19 protein-coding genes are annotated in these 22855 nt (G+C 61.0%); 8 read left to right on the forward strand and 11 right to left on the reverse strand.

Annotation, left to right across the window (positions count from 1 at the left end):
• Positions 1 to 35: 35 nt before the first annotated feature.
• Genes C4J83_RS07980 through mfd form a run of 3 tightly spaced genes read right to left on the reverse strand, consistent with a single transcriptional unit; the run spans position 36 to position 6766 of the window.
• Positions 36 to 2726 (reverse strand): DEAD/DEAH box helicase, encoded by a 2691-nt coding sequence (locus tag C4J83_RS07980; protein WP_119739202.1) that lies wholly within the window; start codon positions 2724 to 2726, stop codon positions 36 to 38.
• Positions 2727 to 2735: 9 nt separating this feature from the next.
• Entirely contained in the window at positions 2736 to 3305 is a 570-nt protein-coding gene (locus C4J83_RS07985) for a CsiV family protein (protein WP_124416717.1), read from the reverse strand.
• Between the two features lie 11 nt (positions 3306 to 3316).
• Positions 3317 to 6766 carry a transcription-repair coupling factor gene (gene mfd, locus C4J83_RS07990; RefSeq protein ID WP_124416718.1) on the reverse strand — a complete coding sequence of 1150 codons (3450 nt, stop codon included), beginning with the start codon at positions 6764 to 6766 and terminating at the stop codon, positions 3317 to 3319.
• Positions 6767 to 7106: 340 nt separating this feature from the next.
• Here mfd and C4J83_RS07995 point away from each other — a divergent pair, with 340 nt between their 5' ends.
• A complete protein-coding gene (locus tag C4J83_RS07995) occupies positions 7107 to 8570 on the forward strand; it encodes a glyceraldehyde-3-phosphate dehydrogenase (RefSeq protein ID WP_023659083.1) in 1464 nt (487 codons plus the stop codon).
• Between the two features lie 164 nt (positions 8571 to 8734).
• On the opposite strand, the gene C4J83_RS08000 is transcribed toward C4J83_RS07995, so the two are convergent.
• Complete coding sequence (locus tag C4J83_RS08000; RefSeq protein ID WP_124416719.1) at positions 8735 to 10033, reverse strand: MFS transporter; 1299 nt, start codon at positions 10031 to 10033, stop codon at positions 8735 to 8737.
• Between the two features lie 150 nt (positions 10034 to 10183).
• Entirely contained in the window at positions 10184 to 10726 is a 543-nt protein-coding gene (locus C4J83_RS08005) for a chalcone isomerase family protein (protein WP_124416720.1), read from the reverse strand.
• A gap of 235 nt (positions 10727 to 10961) precedes the next feature.
• Between C4J83_RS08005 and sthA the strand changes: the two genes are divergently transcribed.
• A complete protein-coding gene (gene sthA, locus C4J83_RS08010; protein ID WP_005786183.1) occupies positions 10962 to 12356 on the forward strand; it encodes a Si-specific NAD(P)(+) transhydrogenase in 1395 nt (464 codons plus the stop codon).
• 42 nt (positions 12357 to 12398) lie between these two features.
• On the opposite strand, the gene C4J83_RS08015 is transcribed toward sthA, so the two are convergent.
• Together C4J83_RS08015 and C4J83_RS08020 are read right to left on the reverse strand one after the other, a co-directional pair.
• Positions 12399 to 13121 (reverse strand): glycerophosphodiester phosphodiesterase, encoded by a 723-nt coding sequence (locus C4J83_RS08015; protein ID WP_106576925.1) that lies wholly within the window; start codon positions 13119 to 13121, stop codon positions 12399 to 12401.
• 44 nt (positions 13122 to 13165) lie between these two features.
• The gene (locus C4J83_RS08020) at positions 13166 to 13750 is read right to left on the reverse strand and encodes a PilZ domain-containing protein (protein ID WP_124416721.1); all 585 of its coding nucleotides are present in this window, start codon (positions 13748 to 13750) and stop codon (positions 13166 to 13168) included.
• Between the two features lie 94 nt (positions 13751 to 13844).
• Between C4J83_RS08020 and C4J83_RS08025 the strand changes: the two genes are divergently transcribed.
• The 3 genes from C4J83_RS08025 to C4J83_RS08035 are packed head-to-tail and all read left to right on the forward strand — an operon-like array spanning position 13845 to position 17091.
• Positions 13845 to 15095, forward strand: a complete 1251-nt coding sequence (locus C4J83_RS08025) for a lipoprotein-releasing ABC transporter permease subunit (RefSeq protein WP_124416722.1) — start codon at positions 13845 to 13847, stop codon at positions 15093 to 15095.
• A gap of 7 nt (positions 15096 to 15102) precedes the next feature.
• Positions 15103 to 15786, forward strand: coding sequence for a lipoprotein-releasing ABC transporter ATP-binding protein LolD (lolD, locus tag C4J83_RS08030; RefSeq protein WP_164487915.1), 684 nt, complete (start codon positions 15103 to 15105; stop codon positions 15784 to 15786).
• Between the two features lie 60 nt (positions 15787 to 15846).
• Positions 15847 to 17091: a lipoprotein-releasing ABC transporter permease subunit gene (locus C4J83_RS08035; protein ID WP_106576921.1), complete on the forward strand. Its 1245-nt coding sequence runs from the start codon at positions 15847 to 15849 to the stop codon at positions 17089 to 17091.
• A 115-nt stretch (positions 17092 to 17206) separates the two neighbouring features.
• Here the strand turns inward: C4J83_RS08035 and C4J83_RS08040 are convergent, their stop codons facing one another.
• Positions 17207 to 18562 carry a heavy metal sensor histidine kinase gene (locus C4J83_RS08040; protein WP_124418842.1) on the reverse strand — a complete coding sequence of 452 codons (1356 nt, stop codon included), beginning with the start codon at positions 18560 to 18562 and terminating at the stop codon, positions 17207 to 17209.
• Positions 18559 to 19239 (reverse strand): heavy metal response regulator transcription factor, encoded by a 681-nt coding sequence (locus C4J83_RS08045; protein WP_119739214.1) that lies wholly within the window; start codon positions 19237 to 19239, stop codon positions 18559 to 18561. Before C4J83_RS08045 ends, C4J83_RS08040 begins: the two co-directional genes overlap by 4 nt.
• Before the next feature lie 156 nt (positions 19240 to 19395).
• On the opposite strand from C4J83_RS08045, the gene copI reads away from it, so the two are divergent.
• Complete coding sequence (gene copI / locus C4J83_RS08050; protein WP_124416723.1) at positions 19396 to 19917, forward strand: copper-resistant cuproprotein CopI; 522 nt, start codon at positions 19396 to 19398, stop codon at positions 19915 to 19917.
• Positions 19918 to 19983: 66 nt separating this feature from the next.
• The gene (gene queF, locus C4J83_RS08055; protein WP_124416724.1) at positions 19984 to 20814 is read left to right on the forward strand and encodes an NADPH-dependent 7-cyano-7-deazaguanine reductase QueF; all 831 of its coding nucleotides are present in this window, start codon (positions 19984 to 19986) and stop codon (positions 20812 to 20814) included.
• Between the two features lie 136 nt (positions 20815 to 20950).
• On the opposite strand, the gene C4J83_RS08060 is transcribed toward queF, so the two are convergent.
• Both C4J83_RS08060 and pcrP read right to left on the reverse strand, forming a co-directional pair.
• Complete coding sequence (locus C4J83_RS08060; protein WP_106576917.1) at positions 20951 to 21217, reverse strand: DUF4404 family protein; 267 nt, start codon at positions 21215 to 21217, stop codon at positions 20951 to 20953.
• A gap of 110 nt (positions 21218 to 21327) precedes the next feature.
• Positions 21328 to 21936 carry an HAD superfamily inactivated hydrolase PcrP gene (gene pcrP / locus C4J83_RS08065; protein ID WP_124416725.1) on the reverse strand — a complete coding sequence of 203 codons (609 nt, stop codon included), beginning with the start codon at positions 21934 to 21936 and terminating at the stop codon, positions 21328 to 21330.
• 196 nt (positions 21937 to 22132) lie between these two features.
• On the opposite strand from pcrP, the gene C4J83_RS08070 reads away from it, so the two are divergent.
• Positions 22133 to 22822, forward strand: a complete 690-nt coding sequence (locus C4J83_RS08070; RefSeq protein ID WP_106576915.1) for an MlaA family lipoprotein — start codon at positions 22133 to 22135, stop codon at positions 22820 to 22822.
• Positions 22823 to 22855 lie beyond the last annotated feature (33 nt).

Raw genomic sequence — 22855 nt, forward strand, 5'->3', positions numbered from 1 at the left:
TGGGAGCGGGCTTGCCCGCGATAGCAATCTGAAGGTCAGCGCTTCTCTTGCTTATTGGGCAGCGGCGCAAACAACGCTTCGATGTCCTCATTGCCCAACTGCCAATCTCCCGTCGTACGCCCATCCAGCACGCCCGCCGCCAGGTCGGACTTTTCCTTTTGCAGGTGTTGGATTTTCTCCTCCACCGTGCCCCGCGCAATCATTTTGTAGACGAATACCGGCTTCTCCTGACCGATGCGATACGCGCGGTCAGTCGCCTGGTTCTCCGTGGCCGGGTTCCACCACGGGTCATAGTGGATCACCGTATCGGCTTCTGTCAGGTTCAAGCCCACACCACCAGCCTTCAAGCTGATCAGAAAGATCTGCAACTTGCCGCTCTGGAAATCCTTCACCGGTGTGCGTCGGTCGCGGGTCTGGCCGGTCAGCAGTGCGTAAGCCACGCCGCGTTTTTTCAGCTCGACTTCGATCAGGCTCAGCATCGAGGTGAACTGCGAGAACAGCAAAATCCGGCGTCCTTCGGCAAACAGCTCCTCGAGCATTTCCATCAGGCTGTCGAGCTTGCCCGAGCTGCTGCCGCGCGCGGGCAGGGCGGCGTCGTTGACCAGGCGCAGGTCGCAGCACACCTGGCGCAGCTTGAGCAGCGCTTCAAGAATAATGATCTGGCTACGCGCCACGCCCTTGCGGGTGATTTCGTCGCGCACCTTCTTGTCCATGGCCAGGCGCATGGTTTCGTACACATCACGCTGGGCTTCGTTGAGATCGACCCAATGGATGATCTCGGTCTTGGGCGGCAATTCCGTGGCCACCTGTTCCTTGGTACGGCGCAGCAGGAAAGGTTTGATCCGACCGTTGAGGTGCTGCAGTCGCACATCACTGGCGCGCTTTTCTATGGGCACGCGGTAATCGCGGTTGAAGCTTTTCACGTCGCCCAGCCAGCCCGGCAGCAGGAAGTGGAACAGCGACCACAGCTCACCCAGGTGATTCTCCAGCGGCGTACCACTCAGGCACAGGCGCTGGCGCGCATTGAGCTCGCGCGCGGCCTGAGCGGCCTTGCTGTTGGGGTTCTTGATGTACTGGGCTTCGTCGAGGATCAGCACATGCAAGGGCAGGGCGGCGAGTTGCTCGATGTCTTTGGGCAGCAGCGCATAAGTCGTCAGCAGCAGGTCGTAGTCCTGCAGGTTGGCGAAGTGCTTTTTGCGTGTCGCGCCATACAGCGCCAATACCTTGAGTTGCGGCGTAAAGTGCGCGGCTTCATCGAGCCAATTGGGGATCAGGCTGGTAGGCATCACCACCATGCACGGCCGATCCAGGCGCCCGGCGATTTTTTCACTGAGAATATGCGCCAGCGTCTGTAGGGTTTTGCCCAGACCCATGTCATCCGCAAGAATCCCGCCCACATCGAGTTGGCGCAGCGACTGCATCCAGCTCAAGCCTTCGAGTTGATACGGGCGCAGTGTCGCGTTCAAGCCTTCGGGCGCCTCGCAGGTGAAATCCTTGATGTCGCGCAGGCGCTGGGCGAAGTTGCGGATCTTCTCGCCGCCTTCCCATTGCAGCGGCAGGTCTTCCAGCGGGTTGAGGCGAATCGCATCGGCCTTGGCCAGGCGCAGGGTGGTGGTGCCCGATTCCTGCAGGTAAAACTCGCCAAGGGTGGCCAGCACCGGTTTCAAGCGGCCGTAGGGCAGCGCCACTTGCAGCGGCCCGTGGCCGTTAGGCAGACCGGGGATGTTTACCAGGATCAGCTCATCATCGCGGCGTCGGGCGAGCTTTTCCGGGTTGAGGATCTCGGTGTGCGAGCGCATCAGGTTCAATAGAATCGGCAGCAGGCTCAGGCGCTCGCCGTTGACGATGATGCCCAGCTCCAGGTCAAACCAGTCGCGTTCCGGGCCTTCATCGACGGTGGCATACCAGTCATCGACGGCGCTCAAGTCGAAACCGAAATCCTCATCGATCTGCAACTCCCAGCCCTCGGCGCGCAAGGTCGGCGAGGCGTTGAGGGTGAAGTTCAGCCAGGCGCTGTCGTTGACCATCTCGAACAATTCGCCGGCGCTCTCCGGCAGTGCCTTGCTCTGGCGCGTGGCGATCTTGAAACCGAGCAGGCGCAGTTGTTCGCGGTACGGCTGCTCCAGCTCCGGATGGCGCTTGATGCGCAGGCTCTGGGTTTCCTGGCGCACCACGATGTCGGCATTTTTTTGCCCGCTGACATAGTTGCCCAGGTAGTTGAACGACAACGCCGCACGGTGCTGGATATAGCGCTGCATCTTGCCATTGCGCGGTTCAAACGCGCTGAACTCGACACTCGCCAGCCACAGGCGCGGCACCGGCCGCACATCTTCCATCACCACTTGCGGCAGTACCACGCGGTTATCCAGCACGGCCTGGAGTTTCTCCAGCAGCTCGGCATCTTGCGCAGCCGCGGGGTAAGCCAGGGTTTCCTGCACCTTGAGCAGCACCGCCGCAATGTGTTTGCAGTTGGTGTGCACCGGGCACGTGCAGCGGCTGTCCACCAGAATCAGCATGCCCTTGGCCGATTCGCGCAGCGAGATGGTCTGCCGGTAAACGTTACCGCCCGAGCCTTCGCAGCTGGCAACAATGGTGCTGTCGCCGGACTCGACGATGCGCACACGGTTTTCGAGGGCGTAGCGCCGCCCGCGCTCAAGGCTTTGCTCTTTAAAGCGATTGGCCCACGAAGGGGCCAGGGGTTTGGTCAATGACGATGTCAGGGGCATGGCGCTGGATCAGTCCTGAGCGTCGGGCGGTGGTGCGCTGGGTGGTTTGGCGGTCAGCGAGGTGATCTTGATCAGCAGGGCCAAGTGGCCGCCGTCCAGGTAGTTGAGCTGGTTGTTCTTGGTGCGCACGCCTTGCTGGCTCAAGTGTTCGCTGGCGATGACGCTGCCGTTGGCGTCGAACTGGTTGATCCAGAAGTCTGCGTCGATATCGGTAAAGCGCCCCAGTTGCAGGTTCAGCGTGCCTTCGATGGGAAACTGGCCAAACTGCTCCTGGCCATCGCTGATGGCCAGCTTCACCGGCTGCTCGCCCAGGTTCTGGTCCCAGGCCCGGTGCAGCAGCACCGTGTAACCGGTGTCGGCACTGAGCTTGTCGACGATGTTGCCCAGCCGCGGCGGGCTGATTTTGTCCGCCGGCAGCCGTGGTGCCCCGGCGTCCCAGTTTTCCGGTGCCGCGCGGCTATTGATCACCGGCTCGGCGTTCTGGCGCACCAGAATCATTTCCACCAGATAGGGGCTGTCGGCAAACGCCGAAGGAGCAACGACCACCAACAACAGGCTCAAAATGCGGAACAGGCGCATTGGGGCGTCCTTCAAGCAGATTTCGGGATGAGGCGCTCAAACAGCGCCTCTAATGTATTAAAGCGTTCTTCGGCACGTTCCATCGGCACCATGAACTTGAACAGCGTAGCCCCTTCGAACTTGTAGCGGTTGGGCTGGCCCTGAATCAGCTTGATCAGCACCAGTGGGTCCACCGGCGTTTGCGCTTCGAACTCGATACGCCCGCCTTGCGGCCCGGCGTCGACCTTCTTGATGCCCAACTGCTCGGCCTGCAATTTGAGCAGGGTCAGGCGCACCAAGTTCTTGGTCGGCTCCGGCAACAGGCCGAAGCGGTCGATCATCTCCACTTGCAGGTCCTTGAGACCTTCTTCGTCGGTGGCCGAGGCGATGCGCTTGTACAGAATCAGCCGCGCGTGAACATCCGGCAGGTAGTCTTCGGGAATCAATGCCGGCAAGCGCAGGTTGATTTCCGGGCCGCCACCCAAGGGTTGATCGAGGTTCGGTTGTTCGCCCTTGCGGATGGCTTTCACCGCACGCTCGAGCATCTCCATATAGAGGGTGAAACCGACGGCCTGGATCTGCCCACTCTGGCCGTCGCCGAGCAGTTCGCCGGCGCCACGGATTTCCAGGTCGTTGGTGGCCAGCACAAAGCCGGCACCGAGGTCCTGGGTATTGGCGATCGCCTCCAGGCGCTTCTCGGCATCGGAGGTAATCTGCTGACGCGGCGGCGTCAACAGGTAGGCATAGGCCTGGTGGTGACTGCGCCCGACGCGGCCGCGCAATTGGTGCAGCTGCGCCAGGCCGAACTTGTCGGCGCGCTCGATGATGATGGTGTTGGCGCTCGGCACGTCGATGCCCGTCTCGATGATGGTCGAGGCGATCAGCACGTTGAAGCGCTTGTGGTAGAAGTCGCTCATCACCTGTTCGAGTTCGCGCTCGCGCATCTGCCCGTGGCCGATGGCGATGCGGGCTTCCGGCACCAGTTCGGCAAGGTCGGCGGCGCATTTCTCGATGGTTTTGACGTCATTGTGCAGGTAGTACACCTGGCCGCCGCGCAGCAGTTCACGCAACAGCGCTTCCTTGACCGTGCTTTTGTTCTGTTCCATCACGAAGGTGCGCACCGACAGGCGACGTGCCGGCGGCGTGGCGATGATCGACAGGTCACGCATGCCCGACACGGCCATGTTCAGCGTGCGCGGAATCGGCGTGGCGGTGAGGGTGAGGATGTCGACTTCGCTGCGCAGGTTCTTCAGTTGTTCTTTCTGGCGCACTCCGAAGCGGTGCTCTTCGTCGATGATCACCAAGCCGAGGTTTTTGATCTTCACATCGTCCGACAGCAGCTTGTGGGTGCCGATCACGATGTCGATCTTGCCCTCAGCCAAGTCGGCGACGGCGGCGTTCACCTCTTTGGCGGACTTGAAGCGGCTCATCACTTCCACGCTCACCGGCCAGTCGGCAAAGCGGTCGCGGAAGCTGTTGTAGTGTTGTTGGGCGAGCAGGGTGGTCGGCACCAGAATCGCCACCTGCTTGCCGCCATGCACGGCAATAAAGGCAGCGCGCATGGCCACCTCGGTTTTGCCAAAGCCCACGTCGCCGCACACCAGACGGTCCATCGGCTTGGGCGCGAGCATATCGGCGCGCACCGCTTCGATGGTGGTTTGCTGGTCCGGGGTTTCCTCGAAGGCGAAGCCGGCACTGAACGTGGCGTAGTCGGCTTTCGGGTCGGCAAACGCGTAGCCTTCGCGGGCCGCGCGGCGTGCATAGATGTCGAGCAGTTCAGCGGCGACGTCGCGCACCTGTTCAGCGGCTTTGCGCTTGGCTTTCTGCCAGGTCTCGGAGCCCAGGCGATGCAACGGCGCCAGGGCGTCGTCGCTGCCGGTGTAGCGCGCGATCAGGTGCAGGCTGGCCACCGGCACGTAAAGCTTGGCGCCCTCGGCGTATTCCATGGTGAGGAATTCGGCGGCCTGGTTGTCGATCTCCAGGGTTTGCAGCCCGAGGTAGCGGCCCACGCCGTGGTCGATATGCACCACCGGCGCGCCTTCGCGCAGCTCGGTCAGGTTCTTGATCACTGCGTCGTTGTTGATGTCGGCGCGTTTTTCACGGCGGCGGCGCTGCATCACGCGCTGGCCGAACAGCGGGCTCTCGGCGATCAGCGCCAGTGCTGGGTCATCCAGCAACAAACCTTCATCCAGCGGCGCAATGGTGATCGCCAGGAGGTCTTTGCTCTTAACAAAGTCCGGCCAGCTGTCGACGGTTTTCGGGCGCAGCTTCAGGCGTTCGAGCAACTCCAGCAGCACTTCGCGGCGGCCGGCGGACTCGGCGGTAAACAGCACGCGGCCGGGGAAGTCGCCGAGGAAGTTGGATAACGCTTCCAGCGGCTGCGTGGCTTTGGCCTGAATCGCCAGGTCCGGCAGCGTGCTCGCCGGGAAGCGCTCGCGGCCGCTGCCGGCGTCCACGTCCTGTTGGCTGGCGACTACGCGCGGCCAGTTTTTCAAGCGAGCGAAGCAGTCTTCTACCGGCAGGAACAGCTCGGCAGGCGGCAATAAAGGCCGCGATGGATCGACGCGGCGCTCTTCATAGCGATTGCGCACATCGTTCCAGAAGTTTTCCGCTGCCTGCTCAATGCCTGGCAGCGAGAACACTTGGGTGTCCTGGGGCAGGTAATCGAACAGGGTGGAGGTTTCGTCAAAGAACAGCGGCAGGTAGTACTCGATACCAGCCGGCGTAATCCCACTGCTCAGGTCCTGAAAGATCGGGCAGCGGCGGAAGTCCACGTCGAAGCGTTCGCGAAAGCGGGCCTTGAAGCGTGTGACGGCATCTTTTTGCAGCGGGAATTCCCGCGCCGGCAACAGTTTGATCGACTCGACTTTATCAATCGAGCGCTGGTTCTCCGGGTCGAAGGTGCGCAGTGTCTCGATTTCGTCGTCGAACAGGTCGATGCGGTACGGCAGCTTGCTGCCCATCGGGAACAGGTCGATCAGCGCGCCACGCACGGCGAACTCGCCGTGTTCGTACACCGTGTCGACGCAGCGGTAGCCGCTGGCTTCCAGGCGCGTGCGCATCTGTTCCACGTCGAGCTTCTGGCCGATATCCAGCACCAGGCTGCTGCCCAGCAGAAACTTGGTTGGCGCCAGGCGATGCAGGGCCGTGGTGATCGGCACCACCAGCACGCCGTGGGCCAGTTCCGGCAAGCGGTACAGGCTGGCGATGCGCTGGGAAATGATGTCCTGGTGCGGCGAAAACAGGTCGTAGGGCAGGGTTTCCCAGTCGGGAAAGTGCAGCACCGGCAAATCGGGGGCGAAGAAGCTCAGCTCCTGCTCCAGTCGCTCGGCACTTTGGCTGTCGGCGGTGAGCAGCAGGGTAAAGCGCTTGGCTGCGCTGGCAGCCTCGGCGATGGCCAGGCTCAGGGCGGCACCGGGCAGGTTGCCCCAGTGCTGTTTACCTGCCGCGGCAGGGAGAATCGGTAGACGCAGAACGGGCACGGAAGGTTGAGCTCCAAGCGTTGCGACAAAGTCGGTAATTGTAACGGCCCGAGGTGCCGCCTGTCAGTTGCTGACTGAGCCTATTACGGTTTGCAGGAAATGTAGTGGCTAAGACAAACAATGGTGGGTTTTGACTCAATATGTAGTGCCAAAAAGTGCGGATGTTTCGGAGGGTTACGGACAAGTTGGCGGCGCGGCGTCATTGGTGGCCTTCTGGAACCCGCGTATTTACTGGGCTGTAGCGGGGTGGTGTTTTTTTGCAAGCGCTTTTTGTTGTGGTTGGCGCATTGCTCAACGGCCGGTCGGACGACATAATGTAGCCCCTTTTTTCTGCCCCTACATGTGGAAGGTTCCCGTGACTCAGAAGCCCGACCAGTGTCTTGGTGAATGGATCGACCGTGAAGCACTCGCTGAAGCGATGATTCCGCTTATCGGTCAGCTGTACCGCAATAACAATGTGGTGAGCTCGATCTATGGCCGCAGCCTGATCAACCAATCAGTCATCGCGATTCTCAAGGCGCATCGCTTTGCTCGCCATCGTTCCGCCGACGACAGCGAACTCTCCGTCCACGAAACATTCCCTCTGCTTAAAGCCATGAGCGAGCTCAAGCTCGGCGCGGCCTCGGTAGACCTGGGCAAGTTGGCTTACAAATTCCGCAAAGAAGGCGCTGGCCGCACCGCCGAGCAGTTCGTGCGTGAAGAAATGGCCGATGTGGTTGGCCAGCAAAACGCCGCTGCCCGTAAAGGCACTGACGTTGTGCTGTACGGCTTTGGCCGTATCGGCCGCCTGCTGGCGCGCATCCTGATCGAAAAAACCGGTGGCGGCGACGGCCTGCGCCTGCGTGCCATCGTTGTGCGCAAAGGCGCCGAGAACGACCTGACCAAACGCGCCAGCCTCTTGCGCCGCGACTCGGTACACGGTCCGTTCAACGGCACCATCGTCATCGACGAAGAAAACAACACCATCACCGCCAACGGTAACCTGATCCAGGTGATCTACGCGAAGAACCCGTCTGAGGTGGATTACACCCAGTACGGCATCAAGGACGCCCTGCTGGTGGACAACACCGGCGTATGGCGTGATGCCGAGGGCCTGGGCCAACACCTGGCCTGCCCGGGTATCGACCGCGTTGTGCTGACCGCGCCTGGCAAAGGCAAGCTGAAGAACATCGTTCACGGTATCAACCACGGCGAAATCACCGCTGACGACAAGATCGTGTCGGCTGCTTCCTGCACCACCAACGCCATCGTGCCGGTGCTGAAGGCTGTGAATGACAAGTTCGGCATCGTCAACGGTCACGTTGAAACAGTTCACTCGTACACCAACGACCAGAACCTGATCGATAACTTCCACAAAGGCGATCGCCGTGGCCGTAGCGCCGCGTTGAACATGGTCATCACCGAGACCGGTGCTGCCACCGCTGCTGCCAAGGCCCTGCCTGAGCTGGCCGGCAAGCTGACCGGTAACGCGATCCGCGTGCCGACGCCGAACGTGTCGATGGCCATTCTCAACCTGAACCTTGAGAAAGCCGCCACCCGTGAAGAAATGAACGAGTACCTGCGCTACATGGCGCTGCACTCGGACCTGCATAAGCAGATCGACTTCGTTAACTCGCAGGAAGTGGTGTCGACCGACTTCGTGGGCTCGCGCCACGCTGGTGTGGTGGATGCCGAGGCAACCATCACCCAGGACAACCGCGTTGTGCTGTACGTCTGGTACGACAACGAGTTCGGTTACAGCTGCCAAGTGGTTCGCGTGATGGAAGACATGGCTGGGGTCAACCCGCCTGCATTCCCGCGCTAAGCCTTTGCGGTAAATGAAAAAGCCCCGACTGGTTCGGGGCTTTTTTTATGGCTGCTGTTTTGTGGTGAATGTTGGGGCCTCATCGCGGGCAAGCCCGGCTCCCACAGGGTTGATGTGTGAATACAGTCAAAGGTGGGAGCTGGCTTGCCTGCGATAGCGGTCTATCAGGCGCCGCCCACCACTGACGCCTGCGCAGTGCGCAGTTCATGCCGGTTGCCCTTGAACAGTATCAATGTAGCGATCAAGCCGAGTATCGCCGCACCACTGAGCCAGATCCCAGGCGCTGCCTTATTGTCCAGCACGTGGATCAGGTAGGTGCAGGCCGCCGGTGTAAACCCACCAAAGGTCGCGGTTGCCAGGCTGTAGGCCAGGGAAAACCCGGTAGTGCGCACTTCCACCGGCATGATCTCGGTGAGCGCCACCACCATCGCACCGTTGTACGAGCCATACAGGAACGACAGCCACAGCAGCACGATCAGCAGATGGCTGAAGCTCGGATTGGCCACCAGCCACGACAACGCCGGATACGCGGTAAGAATCGCCAGAATCGTCGCGCCCAGCAGCAGGGGTTTGCGTCCGATCCTGTCGGACACCGCGCCCATCACCGGCAGCCAGATGAAATTGGAGATGCCCACGCACACGGTCACCAGCAACGCATCGAAGTCCGACAGGTGCAGCTCGGCCTTGCCGAAGGTCGGGGTGTAGGCGGTGATCAGGTAGAACGACACGGTGGTCATCACCACCAGCGCCATGCCGGCGATGACGATGCCGAAGTTCTGACCGATCGAGCGCACAATTTCCTGCAGGGTAGGGCGGTGTTTACGCGCTTGGAACTCAGGGGTTTCTTCCAGCGAGCGGCGAATCACGAAGATCACCGGCACGATCAGGCAGCCGATCAGGAACGGCACGCGCCAGCCCCAGTCACCCATTTCTTCGGGGCTGAGCCAGTGGTTCAGGCCCACGCCGAGCAACCCGGCGAACACCACCGCGGCCTGCTGACTGGCTGACTGCCAGCTGACGAAGAAGCCCTTGCGCCCAGGTGTGGCGATTTCGGCCAGGTACACCGACACACCGCCCAGCTCGACGCCGGCGGAGAAACCTTGCAGCAAGCGACCAAACAGCACCAGCAACGGCGCCGCCACGCCCAGGGTGGCATAGCCAGGGACGCAAGCGATGAGGACGGTGCCGGCGGCCATCATGGCCAGGGTGATGACCAGGCCTTTCTTACGGCCGTGGCGGTCGATGTAGGCGCCTAGGAAGATCGCGCCCAAGGGCCGCATCAGGAAGCCGGCGCCGAATGTCGCCAGGGACAGCATCAAGGAAGCAAACGCGCTGTCGGTGGGAAAGAAGGTTTTGGCAATGGCCGTGGCGTAGAAGCCATAGACCATGAAGTCGAACATCTCGAGGAAGTTGCCGCTGACAACGCGAAAAATCGCCTTGCCTTTGCCCGTGGTAGTGGACATGTCATGCACTCATTTTGGCTATCTTATTAGTGATCCCTGGTCATCGCTCATCCTTGCTGCTTCTTTGTAACCATATGTGTATTGGCCACTACCCGCAATAAAAACTGATAGCAAGCTGACTAAATGCGCAGGTGTCCTGGCGGGTGTTGATCAGTTGAGGAGGGAGTTGCGCAAGCTGTCGGACAAGCCCTTCGGCGCCAGCCAAATGCCGAGATAGACTTTCGCCAATTCCTCATCGCGGCTGCTGAACACCACCTTGTCGTTGATCTCCAGATTCAACCCACGCCCAGGCCGAACGTCGAGGGCATACCGGTCGCCACTGCGGATATCGCGGAAGCTCGCGTGCAGCCGATCCAGTTCCGGTTTCAAGCGGGCGAGGGTGGCGCTGCTTTGCTGGCGCTCCAAGGTCGTGGTGGCCGCCTTGATCACGTCGTTACGGTCGATGTCGCGAAAGTAATACAGCGCCAGGCGCAGATTCTTTTGCTGGTCCCAGGCGGCTTTGGCGCTGGTGTCGGCGGGGGCATACACCGCTGCCGCATACACATCCGCCCAGAGATACACCAGCACCGTCTGGTTTTTCAGCACCAGGTCATGAGATTGCGCAGGAAAACCGGCCTGCTTCAGGCGGTCCGCCTCACTGGCCTGCACTGCCACACAGAAAATCAGCAATAAACAGAAAACGACATGCCGCATAATGGCTCTTCCTGCAAAAGGTGCGTGTCAGCAGTCTAATTGCAATTTGCGGGTTCTGTAGTAAAGGCAAGACTGGCCTACGACGCGACCAAGGGTTAATGTTCGCGGCGTTGAGCCTTCTATAGACTGTGCCCCGGCTCACACACTTGAGCCAAATTGTCCTTCATGCCCGCTGGCCGCGGCATGATTTAGCCAGGCGTCCAACCGTACGCCTGGCCTGTTCTGAGGAGTACGCATGGCTGTCTACAACTACGACGTGGTGGTACTGGGTTCCGGCCCGGCTGGAGAAGGTGCGGCGATGAACGCCGCCAAAGCTGGGCGCAAGGTGGCGATGGTCGATAGCCGTCGCCAGGTCGGCGGTAACTGCACCCACCTGGGTACCATCCCGTCCAAGGCCTTGCGTCACTCGGTGCGCCAGATCATGCAGTTCAACACCAACCCGATGTTCCGGGCCATTGGTGAGCCGCGCTGGTTCTCGTTCCCGGACGTATTGAAAAGCGCCGAAAAAGTCATCTCCAAGCAAGTCGCGTCGCGCACCGGCTACTACGCCCGTAACCGCGTCGACCTGTTCTTCGGCACCGGCAGTTTTGCCGACGAGCAAACCGTCGAAGTGGTCTGCGCCAACGGCGTAGTCGAGAAGCTGGTGGCCAAGCACATCATCATCGCCACCGGTTCGCGCCCGTATCGCCCGGCCGATATCGATTTCCACCACCCGCGTATCTACGATAGCGACACCATCCTGAGCCTGGGCCACACCCCGCGCAAATTGATCATCTACGGCGCCGGCGTGATTGGCTGTGAATACGCCTCGATTTTCAGCGGCCTGGGCGTATTGGTGGAGCTGGTGGATAACCGCGACCAGTTGCTGAGCTTCCTCGACTCGGAAATTTCCCAAGCGTTGAGCTACCACTTCAGCAACAACAACATCACCGTGCGCCACAACGAAGAGTACGAGCGGGTCGAAGGCCTGGACAACGGTGTGATCCTGCACCTCAAATCCGGCAAGAAGATCAAGGCCGACGCCTTGCTGTGGTGCAACGGCCGTACCGGCAACACCGACAAGCTGGGCATGGAAAACATCGGCGTGAAGGTCAACAGCCGTGGCCAGATCGAAGTGGACGAGAACTACCGCACCTGCGTGACCAATATCTATGGTGCCGGTGACGTGATCGGCTGGCCAAGCCTGGCCAGTGCCGCGCATGACCAGGGCCGTTCAGCGGCCGGCAGCATTGTCGACAATGGCAGCTGGCGTTATGTGAACGACGTGCCGACCGGTATCTACACGATTCCGGAGATCAGCTCGATCGGCAAGAACGAACACGAACTGACCAAGGCCAAGGTGCCTTATGAAGTCGGCAAGGCGTTCTTCAAGAGCATGGCGCGTGCGCAGATTGCCGGTGAGCCGCAAGGCATGCTCAAGATCCTGTTCCACCGCGAGACCCTGGAAGTCCTCGGCGTGCATTGCTTCGGCTATCAGGCCTCGGAGATCGTGCACATCGGCCAGGCCATCATGAACCAGCCGGGCGAGCAAAATACCCTCAAGTATTTTGTGAACACCACGTTCAACTACCCGACCATGGCCGAAGCCTATCGGGTAGCGGCCTACGACGGCCTCAACCGGCTTTTTTGAGCGGCTCCGGCCGGTGGCCTGAGCCGGCCGGGGAGACCGATTTCAGTAATTCTCGAGGGTGGCAGTGGCCAAACCGGGAAAGTCTGTAATCAGGCTATCTACGCCGAAGTCAGCGAGCCTGCGCATCAGCGCCGGTTCGTTGACCGTCCACACGGACACGTGCAAACCCTGACGCTGGGCTTTTTCCAGACGCTCAGGGGTGCACAGCGTCCAGTTCAATGCCAGGTATTCACAGCCGTAGTTTTGCGCGACCTTCAGCGGGTCGAGCCACGCGTATTCGGCGACCAGGCCGCGTGACAGGTCCGGGGTAAGCTCCACGGCCGCTTTCAAGACTTCCCGCGAACTTGAGGTCACGGTGACCTTGTCCATCAGGCCATGACGCACGGCCATCTCACGAATTGCCAGTACGGTCGTTGCGGCGCGGGTGCGCGAAGCGCTTTTGACTTCCAGCTGCCAGTGATCGAAGTCGCATTTTTCGAACAGCTCTTCCAGGCGTGGGATCGGGCAGGGGCTGACCCAACCCGGGCCGCCTTTGCGCGCGTCCATCTTCACAAGGTCGGCTGCCGAATACTCGACGACTTTGCCGCGCCGGTCGGTGGTGCGTTTGAGGGTCGGGTCGTGGATGACCATCAACTCGCCGTCCATGGACAGGTGCAAATCCAGTTCGCAGCGGCGTACACCGTGCTTGAGGCACTCCTGAAAGCTGGTCAGGGTGTTTTCCGGTGCTTCGCCTTTGGCACCGCGGTGGCCATAAATCAGGGTCACAGTTGCTCCTTTGCGCCAGATAGCCCGGCGGGGTCATACGAAATTCAGGTGTCTTGGGCGTCGCTTTGTTCCCGCGCCAGGCGTCGTTCCTGGGCTTGTTTCTGCAGGATGTAGCGCGCCAGCAATTGGCGTTGGGCATCGGTCATCGATTCGAATTCCGTGCCCACGTCAAAGCCGTCGCCCTTGGCGTCGCAATGCGTCACGCGGGCACGTAGCAGCAAGCCGAGTGCCTGGGGCATCAACACAAGCTTGACCGCCAGGTGTATGTCGGGCGCCAGCGGCGTTGGGTGCTTGAAGTCGATGCCGCCTTCGGAAAGGATCACCGGCTGCGGCGCGCCCACCTCATCCAACAGGCCGCGCGCCATGATCTGACTGAGCAGGTCCACGCGTTTGTTCTGGACTTTGAGGAAGGCGGCCAGGCTGCGATCTTTCTCGCTGATCTGGCGCAGCAGGTGCTGGGCTTCGAATTCGCTGAGGTGCAATTCGCTGAGCAGGTTGAACAGCGGCGAATCATCCAGCAACACTTCCTTGCTCGCCGCTTCGGGGGCAGAGAGGGTGCTGATTTGAAGTGCGATCATGTCGTCGATACGGTAGTATTCGCGGCGTTCTTCTTCATCTAATGTCGACATGGCGAACCCAAAGTAGCGGTAATGGTCTGAGTGTAAAGCTGCTTACCTGACCCCGCCACCGGGACGTCTTCTTTTCCTCCGAACAAGCCCCGACATGTTCAGACCTCTCTTCGTATTTATCGGCACGCGTTATACCCGTGCAAAGCGTCGCAATCATTTTGTGTCGTTCATTTCCCTGACCTCGATGATCGGGCTCGCCTTGGGCGTAGTCGTGATGATCGTGGTGCTGTCGGTGATGAATGGCTTCGATCATGAGATGCGCACCCGCGTGCTGGGCATGGTGCCCCACGCGACCATCGAGGGCGATTCGCCCATCAGCGACTGGCCCAGCCTTGCCGACAAGGTCAGGCAGAACCCCAAGGTGGTGGCCGTTGCGCCGTTTACCCAGATGCAGGGGTTGCTGACCAACGACGGCAAGGTGCAGAAGATCCTGCTCAATGGCATCGACCCGGCCCAGGAACGTAACGTGTCGATCATCGACAAGTTCATGTTGCAGGGCAAACTCGACGACCTCGCGCCCGGCAGCTTCGGCATCGTGATCGGCGACAAGGCGGCGGCCAAGCTCGGCGTGGGCGTCGGCGACAAGCTGACCTTCGTCGCTCCGGAAGTCACCGTGACCCCGGCCGGCATGTTCCCGCGCATGAAGCGCTTCACCGTGGTCGGCACCTTCCACGTCGGCGCCGGTGAAATCGATGGCTACCTCGGCCTGACCAACCTCACCGACCTGGCGCGTCTGCACCGCTGGAAGCCGGATCAGGTGCAGGGCCTGCGCCTCAAATTCAACGACCTGTTCGACGCCCCGCGCGGCGCCTGGGAAATCGCCCAGCATTTGGGTGAATCCCAGTACTACGCACGCGACTGGACCCGCACCCACGGCAATCTTTACCAGGCCATCCGCATGGAAAAAGCCATGATCGGCCTGCTGTTGCTGCTGATTGTCGCCGTGGCCGCGTTCAACATCATTTCCACCCTGGTGATGGTGGTGAACGACAAAAAGGGCGACATCGCCATCCTGCGCACCCTGGGCGCCACGCCGGGGCAGATCATGGCGATCTTCATGGTGCAGGGCACCGTGATCGGCGTGGTCGGCACCTTGATCGGCACCGCGGTCGGCATCCTGGCCGCGCTGAACGTCAGCGCCGCCATCGCCGCGCTGGAAAAAGTCATCGGTCACAAGTTTCTCAACGCCGACGTCTACTTCATCGACTACTTGCCGTCCCAGGTTCAGGCCCAGGACGTGTTGATGGTAGGCGGCGCCGCGTTGGTATTGAGCTTCCTTGCCACCCTGTATCCAGCCTGGCGCGCGGCACGTACCCAGCCAGCACAGGCCTTACGTTATGAGTGAATCGGGCATGAGTGAAAAAGCAATCCTGAGCTGCCGCAACCTGGGCAAATCCTACGAGGAAGGTCCGGAATCGGTGGTGGTGTTGTCCAACCTGCAACTTGAGCTGCATCCGGGCGAACGCGTGGCGATCGTCGGCAGTTCCGGCTCCGGCAAAAGTACCTTGCTCAACCTGTTGGGCGGCCTGGATACGCCGTCCCAGGGCAGCGTGTGGCTGGCTGGCGAAGAGCTGTCGGCCCTGGGTGAGAAGGCGCGTGGCCAACTGCGTAACCGCTCGTTGGGTTTCGTGTACCAGTTCCACCACCTGCTGCCGGAATTCACTGCGCTGGAAAACGTCTGCATGCCGCTGCTGATCGGCAAGACTGCTATTCCGCAAGCGCGCCAGCGCGCCAAGGCGTTGCTGGAGCGCGTCGGCCTCGGTCATCGCCTGGAGCACAAGCCGGCCGAGTTGTCCGGTGGCGAGCGCCAGCGTGTAGCGATTGCCCGTGCCCTGGTCAACAACCCAGGCTTGGTGATGCTCGATGAGCCAACCGGCAACCTCGACTCCCACACCGCCCAGGGCATCAAGGATTTGATGCTCGAACTGAGCACCCAGATGCGCACCGCGTTCCTGGTGGTGACCCATGACATGAGCATGGCCCGCCAGATGGACCGCGTGCTGCACCTGCAGGAAGGTCACTTGGTCGCCATCTGACCCGTTTCAAGCCCGGCGCCTGGCGCTGGGCTTTTTCATTTTTTTAAACGGTGCCCGCGAATGTTCAGACCGTTATCGATTTTCATCGGCACGCGCTATACCCGCGCCAAGCGCCGCAACCGTTTTGTTTCGTTTATCTCGATGACCTCGATGATCGGCCTCGCCCTGGGCGTGTTGGCGATGATCGTGGTGTTGTCGGTGATGAACGGCTTCCAGCGCGAAATGAGCTCACGCATCCTCGGCATGGTGCCCCACGCGACCATCGTCGGCGTGAACCCGATTGATGACTGGCAGCCGGTGGCCGCCGCCGCCATGAAGAACCCGCAAGTGACTGCCGCCGTACCATTCACGCAGATGGACGGGATGTTCTCCTACAAGGGCGCGATGCAGCCGATCGAGATCAGCGGCGTCGACCCGGCCCAGGAAGGCAAAGTCTCGATCGTGGCCCAGCACATCGTGCGCGGCAAACTGGACGACCTGAAAGCCGGCGAGTTCGGTGTGGTCATCGGCGACATCACTGCACGGCGCTTCCGCCTGAACGTGGGTGACAAGCTGACCCTGATCGTGCCGGAAATCAGCACGGCGCCGGGTGGCATCACCCCGCGCATGCAGCGGCTCAACGTGGTCGGTATCTTCAAGGTCGGCGCCGAGTTGGATGGCTCCATGGCCCTGATCAACATGGCCGACGCCGCCGAAATCCAGCATTGGCAGCCGAACCAGGTGCAAAGCGTGCGCCTGGCGGTGAAAGACCTGTACGCGGCACCGAAGGTCTCGGCGGACATCGCCGCCAGCCTCGGCGCGGCCTACAAGCCGGATGACTGGACCCACACCCAGGGCAGCCTGTTCAGCGCGATGAAGATGGAAAAGACCATGATCGGCCTGTTGCTGCTGATGATCGTCGCCGTCGCCGCGTTCAACATCATCGCCACCTTGATCATGGTCGTGAACGACAAGGGCGCCGACATCGCGATCTTGCGCACCATTGGCGCCACGCCCCGGCAGATCATGGCGATCTTCATGGTGCAGGGCACCGTGATCGGCATCGTCGGCACTTTGATCGGCGGCGTGCTGGGCGTGATTGCGGCGCTGAACGTGAGCGAACTGGTGGGTTGGCTGGAGCGCGTGACCGGGCAACATATCTTCAGTTCGGACGTGTATTTCGTCAGCAACCTGCCTTCGGAACTGCAGGGTGGGGATGTGCTGCTGATTTGCACGGCCGGGTTTGTGTTGAGCTTTTTGGCGACGATTTACCCGGCGTATCGGGCGGCGAAGATTGAGCCGGCGCATGCGCTCAGGTATTCGTAAGGGCTGAGACCGCTATCGCATACAAGCCAGCTCCCACATTCGACCGCTTTCCAAAGGATGTACACGGACAAATGTGGGAGCGGGCTTGCTCGCGAAGCGGCCGGCCCAGCTTGCATCAATCCCCCTTGGGCAACTCAATCACAAACCGCGTCCGCCCCACCTCAGACTCACAATAAATCCTCCCGCCATGTGCCCGCACAATCGACTGGGTAATCGCCAACCCCAGCCCCGCATGCTCGCTGCTGCCTTCTCGGCGCGCCGGGTCGGCCCTGTAGAACCGATCAAACAACTTCGGCAACAACGCCGCAGGAATACCTTCCCCGGTATTTTCCACGGCCAGCGTCACACCTCGCTCGGTCTCAACCATCCGCACCCGCACCTCGCCACCGGCCGGGGTAAACCTGAGCGCGTTATCGAGCAAATTCGATAACGCCCGGCGCAACATGCCGCGATCACCCGCCGTATGCGCCGTGCCCTCGCGCACCAGCCTGACGTGCGCGTCCTCGGCCAGCAACGCGAAGAACTCGATCAACGCTTCCACTTCATCGTCCAGCACCAGAGCCTCGCGCTTGGGCATGAGCAAGCCGTGGTCGGCCTTGGCCAGGTACAACATGTCATTCACCAACTGCGCCATCCATTGCAGCTCTTCGAGGTTGCTGTGCAGTGCCTCGCGGTAATCCTCCAGCGGGCGCGGCTGGGTGAGGATCACTTGGGTGTGGGTCAGCAGGTTGGAGAGGGGCGTGCGCAGTTCGTGGGCGATATCGGCGGAGAAGGCCGAGAGGCGCTGGAAGGCGTCGTCCAGGCGCCCGAGCATGGCGTTGAAGGCCTGGGCCAGTTCAGCCAACTCCACCGGCATGTGTTGCTGGGGCAGGCGTTGGGTCAGGGAGTGCGCCGACACGCTGGCGGCCACTTCACCCATGCGCCGTAGCGGCCGCAACCCGCTGCGCGCGGCCCAGGCGCCGAGCAGCGCGGTGGCCAGGGCCGAGAGGCCGACGGTCAGCCAGATCAGGTGCTGCATGCGTTGCAGGAAGTGCTGGTGATGGGTGATGTCGAGCATCAGCGTCAATTGCGGCGAGCCGGGTTGGCCGGCGACCAGCGGCGCGTTGTAGACGCGATACTCAGTCCCGGCATTTTGCAGGCTGTGCAAGCCCGGCGCTTCAGGCAGGCTGATGCCGGGCGCGCCGTCAAACCAGCGCTGGCCCTGGGCAGTAACGCGCAGCGCCAGTTCGGGTTGGCGATTGAGCTCGGCGCGCAGTTGCGCTTCGCGTTGTGCAAATAATGGTGGCGAGTCGACCCCCTGCAAAGTGCTGCGCAGCGCCACCAGTTGACTGTCGAGTTGTTGCTGGTCCAGCTCGATAAAGTGCGCCTCACTGGCGTGGTTGAACAGCACGCCGGCAAGCAACGACACCACGGCGGTGCACGCCGCAAACAGCAGCGCCAGACGGCTGGCCAGGGACAGGCGCTTGATCAATTGCACCGCTCCTCCAGCACATAACCCATGCCGCGCACGGTGTGGATCAGTTTGTTGGGGAAGTGGTCGTCGATTTTCAGGCGCAAGCGGCGGATGGCCACTTCGATAATGTTGGTGTCGCTGTCGAAGTTCATGTCCCACACCTGCGAGGCAATCAGCGATTTGGGCAGTACTTCGCCCTGGCGGCGCAGCAGCAGTTCCAGCAGGGAAAATTCCTTGGCGGTGAGGTCGATGCGTTGGCCGTCGCGTTCGACGCGGCGGCGGATCAGGTCCAGGCGCAGGTCGGCCAGTTGCAGCGCGGTTTCCTGTGGCGTGCTGCTGCCACGGCGTAACAGGCTGCGCACGCGGGCCAGCAGTTCGGAAAAGGCAAAAGGCTTGACCAGGTAATCGTCGGCGCCCAGTTCCAGGCCGTGCACGCGGTCTTCCACGGCATCGCGGGCGGTGAGGAACAGCACCGGAATGTCCAGGCCGGCGCCGCGTACCGCTTGCAGAATTTGCCAGCCGTCGCGGCCCGGCAGCATCACGTCGAGGATCAACAGGTCGTAATCACCGGTCAGTGCCAAGTGCTGCCCGGTGGTGCCGTCGGCCACCAGTTCGGTGGTAAAGCCCGCCTCGCTCAGGCCCTGGCGCAGGTAATGGCCGGTTTTCGGTTGGTCTTCGACGATCAGCAGTTTCATGGACGACTCTTGGCAGCGGTGAACAACGGGCTTTATACCGTGGGTGCCAGGGCAGGGGCGCAACCTGACAAAGTTGTAATCTAGCAGTCAGCTGGCTGGCAGCGGCGCCATCTTAGAGTGCTGACAGAGCTGTTCACACACTTTTGGAGAATCGACATGGCGCTGCGTATACCTCTGATATTGGCGGGTTGCCTGTTGGCATTGAGTTTTGATGCGCTGGCGGACACGGCCCACACTTTCGCCTTCGGCCAGCCAGCCGCCGCCGATAAAGCCACGCGCACGGTAGAAGTGGTGCTGCAGGACATTTCCTTTTCGCCCAAGGCGTTGGACGTAAAAGCCGGTGAGACCGTGCGCTTTGTGCTGGTGAACAAAGGCCAATTGCTTCACGAATTCAACCTGGGCGACGCGGCGATGCACGCCGAACACCAGAAAGAAATGCTCAAGATGCAAGCCAGCGGCATGCTCACCGCCACCGGCATGGGCAAGATGGACCACAGTGCAATGGGGCACGGCGATATGGCGGGCATGCGGCATGACGATCCCAACAGCGTGCTGGTCGAGCCGGGCAAGACCGCCGAGCTGACCTGGACCTTCACCAAGGCCACGGGCCTTGAGTTTGCCTGCAACATTCCGGGGCATTACCAGGCGGGCATGGTCGGCACACTGACCGTTGAGTGAGGCGATTCTTAAGGGCGGGGGCAAAGGCTGGTAGACTGGCGCGGTTTATTTAGCCAGGTTTCCGCCATGCATCCCGCAGCCGAACATTCGCCGCTGGGCAAGTCCAGTGAATACATCTCCACGTACACCCCGTCGTTGCTGTTCCCGATCCCTCGTGCCGCCAAGTGGGCCGAGCTGGGCCTGAGCGCCGAAACCCTGCCGTATAAAGGTGTGGATTTCTGGAACTGCTTCGAGCTGTCCTGGCTGCTGCCATCGGGCAAGCCGGTAGTGGCTATCGCAGAGTTCAGCATCCCGGCCGACTCGCCGAACATCATCGAGTCCAAGTCTTTCAAGCTGTATCTCAATTCGCTGAACCAGACCGCGTTTGCCGACACGGCCAGCCTGGAAGCGACACTGCGCACCGACCTCAGCGCTGCCGCCGGCAAGCCGGTCAGCGTGCGCATCCGCAGCCTGGCCGAGGTTGAAGCCGAAGGCGTGCAAGCCCTGCCGGGCGCATGCATTGACGACCTCGACATCAGCGTCAGCAACTACGAACACCCGCGCCCGGAACTGCTGCGTTGCGATGACTCGCGCATTGTCGAGGAGAGCGTGCACAGCCACTTGCTCAAATCCAATTGCCCAGTCACCAGCCAGCCGGATTGGGGCAGTGTGGTGGTCGAGTACCGTGGCCACGCGTTGGATCACGCCAGCCTGCTCGAATACATCGTCAGCTTTCGCCAGCACTCAGACTTCCATGAACAATGTGTGGAGCGGATCTTTCTCGACCTGCAGCGTTTGCTTAAGCCGCAGAAGCTGACCGTGTATGCGCGCTATGTGCGCCGCGGCGGGTTGGATATCAACCCTTATCGCAGCACTGAGGCCATGCAGTTCCAGAACCTGCGCCTGGCCCGCCAGTAGCGTTCACGCAAAACAAATGTGGGAGCGGGCTTGCCTGCGATAGCGGTCTTTCAGTCATACATCTGGCGACTGATACACCGTCATCGCAGGCAAGCCCGCTCCCACATTTTGGTTGTGTGTTCGGCTTGAGCTCGGGTTAGATCCCGATATTGCCCAGCGTCACCACAATATTGCGCAAGGTCCCGGCAATGCCTGGGTGGTCCAGCTCGAAGCGTTCCACCGCCAGGTTCACGCCATCGGCAATGCTGGGGTCCTGGATCGCGCCTTCCAAGGGCTCTTGAACTTCAAGTTCGGCAATCAATGCTTCGAGTTCGTCGCGTTTCTCCGCCGACATCAGCGGGTCGCTATTCAATTGCTCGCGCAATTCTCTGACTTGGTCTTTCAACTGTTCGCGGGCAGGCATGGCGTTCTTCCTTTTATCGATAGGCACTGGCATAGACCGCGGCACGCCGGGAAAGGTCTACGGGCTGAGCAGTAGATTAATCCACCGGCGCCGACCGTGCATGATCTCGATCAGGGCTTCTCGCCTTTGAGCTGGCGCAGGCTGATGTCCGCCAGGCAGGTGCCGAGCTCGCCGAGGTGATCGATCACCGAATGCACGCCCAAGCCATACAGCGCCACCGTGGCCTTGGCGCGCTTGTGCTCGCGTTGCTGCTCGGTCAGCGCCTGCCATTGTTCGGGCGCCAGGCCGCACAGTGAGCCGCAGGACGCCAGGCCAATGGTCCACAACCCGGCATTGAGCCCCGATTGCAGCAAGCGTGGTTCGCCGCTGACCAGCACGCAGCCTTCAAGGCGTTCGATGTTCAACTCCATCAAGGCCTGCCAGCACGCATGCGGCGCCGGCCAGCGAATCGAGGAGGGCGATGCGGCTTTGAGCCACTCAGGCAGCACGGCGGCCAGAGGGGTGGTTACCGCGCCAGGGAGTTCATCCAGCCAGGCGCAGGGCACGCCCTGGTCTTTGAGGCTGCGCAGGATTTTCAGCGCGCCAGGTGTGGCGTGAGAGTCGGGGCAAGGGCTATCGGTGCGCGCCAGGGAACCAAAATCCACCAGGCAGCCACTAAGGCCAAACAGTACGGCAGTCAAGGAGGGTGCGCTGGCGACGGCAATCTCGGCGTGAGGCATTTTCAACATCCCTGAAATAGCTGTGACGCTATCGGGGCTGGATGACAAGCGCGTGACATCGGCAGTAATTGTAGGAATTTTGTGCATTTCCTATGAGAGCGATCCTACTGGATGCCTTATTCGACACTTCCGTCATATACTGACGGCCTTATTCAGGGCATAGCGCCCATGACAGACCATTCAAGGAGCCAAAGCTATGCGCTGGAGCCACTATTTCGCTCAGCTATCTGTGTGTGCCACTGTTCTTTTGGCCCCGTTCGCCGCTAACGCTGCGTCGGAAGATGATCCATGGGAAGCCGTTAACCGTCCGATCTTCACCTTCAACGACACCGTTGACACTTACGCGCTCAAGCCATTGGCCCAGGGCTATCAGTTTGTCACCCCGCAATTCGTCCAGACCGGCATCCATAACTTTTTCCGCAACATCGGTGATGTCGGCAACTTTGCCAACGACGTTTTCCAGCTCAAGCCGCACGCGGCCGGTGTCGACACTGCCCGTTTGCTGATGAACACCACCTTTGGCGTGTTGGGCTTTATTGATGTCGGCACCAAAATGGGGCTGCAACGCAACGATGAAGACTTCGGCCAGACCCTCGGTTACTGGGGCGTCGGCAGCGGTCCTTACGTGATGCTGCCGCTGCTCGGCCCAAGCACCTTGCGTGATGCGCCGTCCAAATACGTCGACAGCTACACCCAACCGTATCGCTACATGAACGACATCGGCTGGCGTAACAGCACCTTCGGCCTGAACATCGTCGATACCCGTGCCAGCCTGCTCGACAGCGAGAAGCTGATCACCGGTGACAAGTACACCTTCATCCGTAACGCTTACCTGCAGAACCGCGAGTTCAAGGTCAAAGACGGCAAGGTCGTCGACGATTTTTAAGCCGTGACGTTTTGAAATGAAAAAGGCGACCCG

It is taken from the genome of Pseudomonas sp. LBUM920 (assembly GCF_003852315.1).
In the GTDB taxonomy this organism is placed as follows: Bacteria; Pseudomonadota; Gammaproteobacteria; order Pseudomonadales; family Pseudomonadaceae; genus Aquipseudomonas.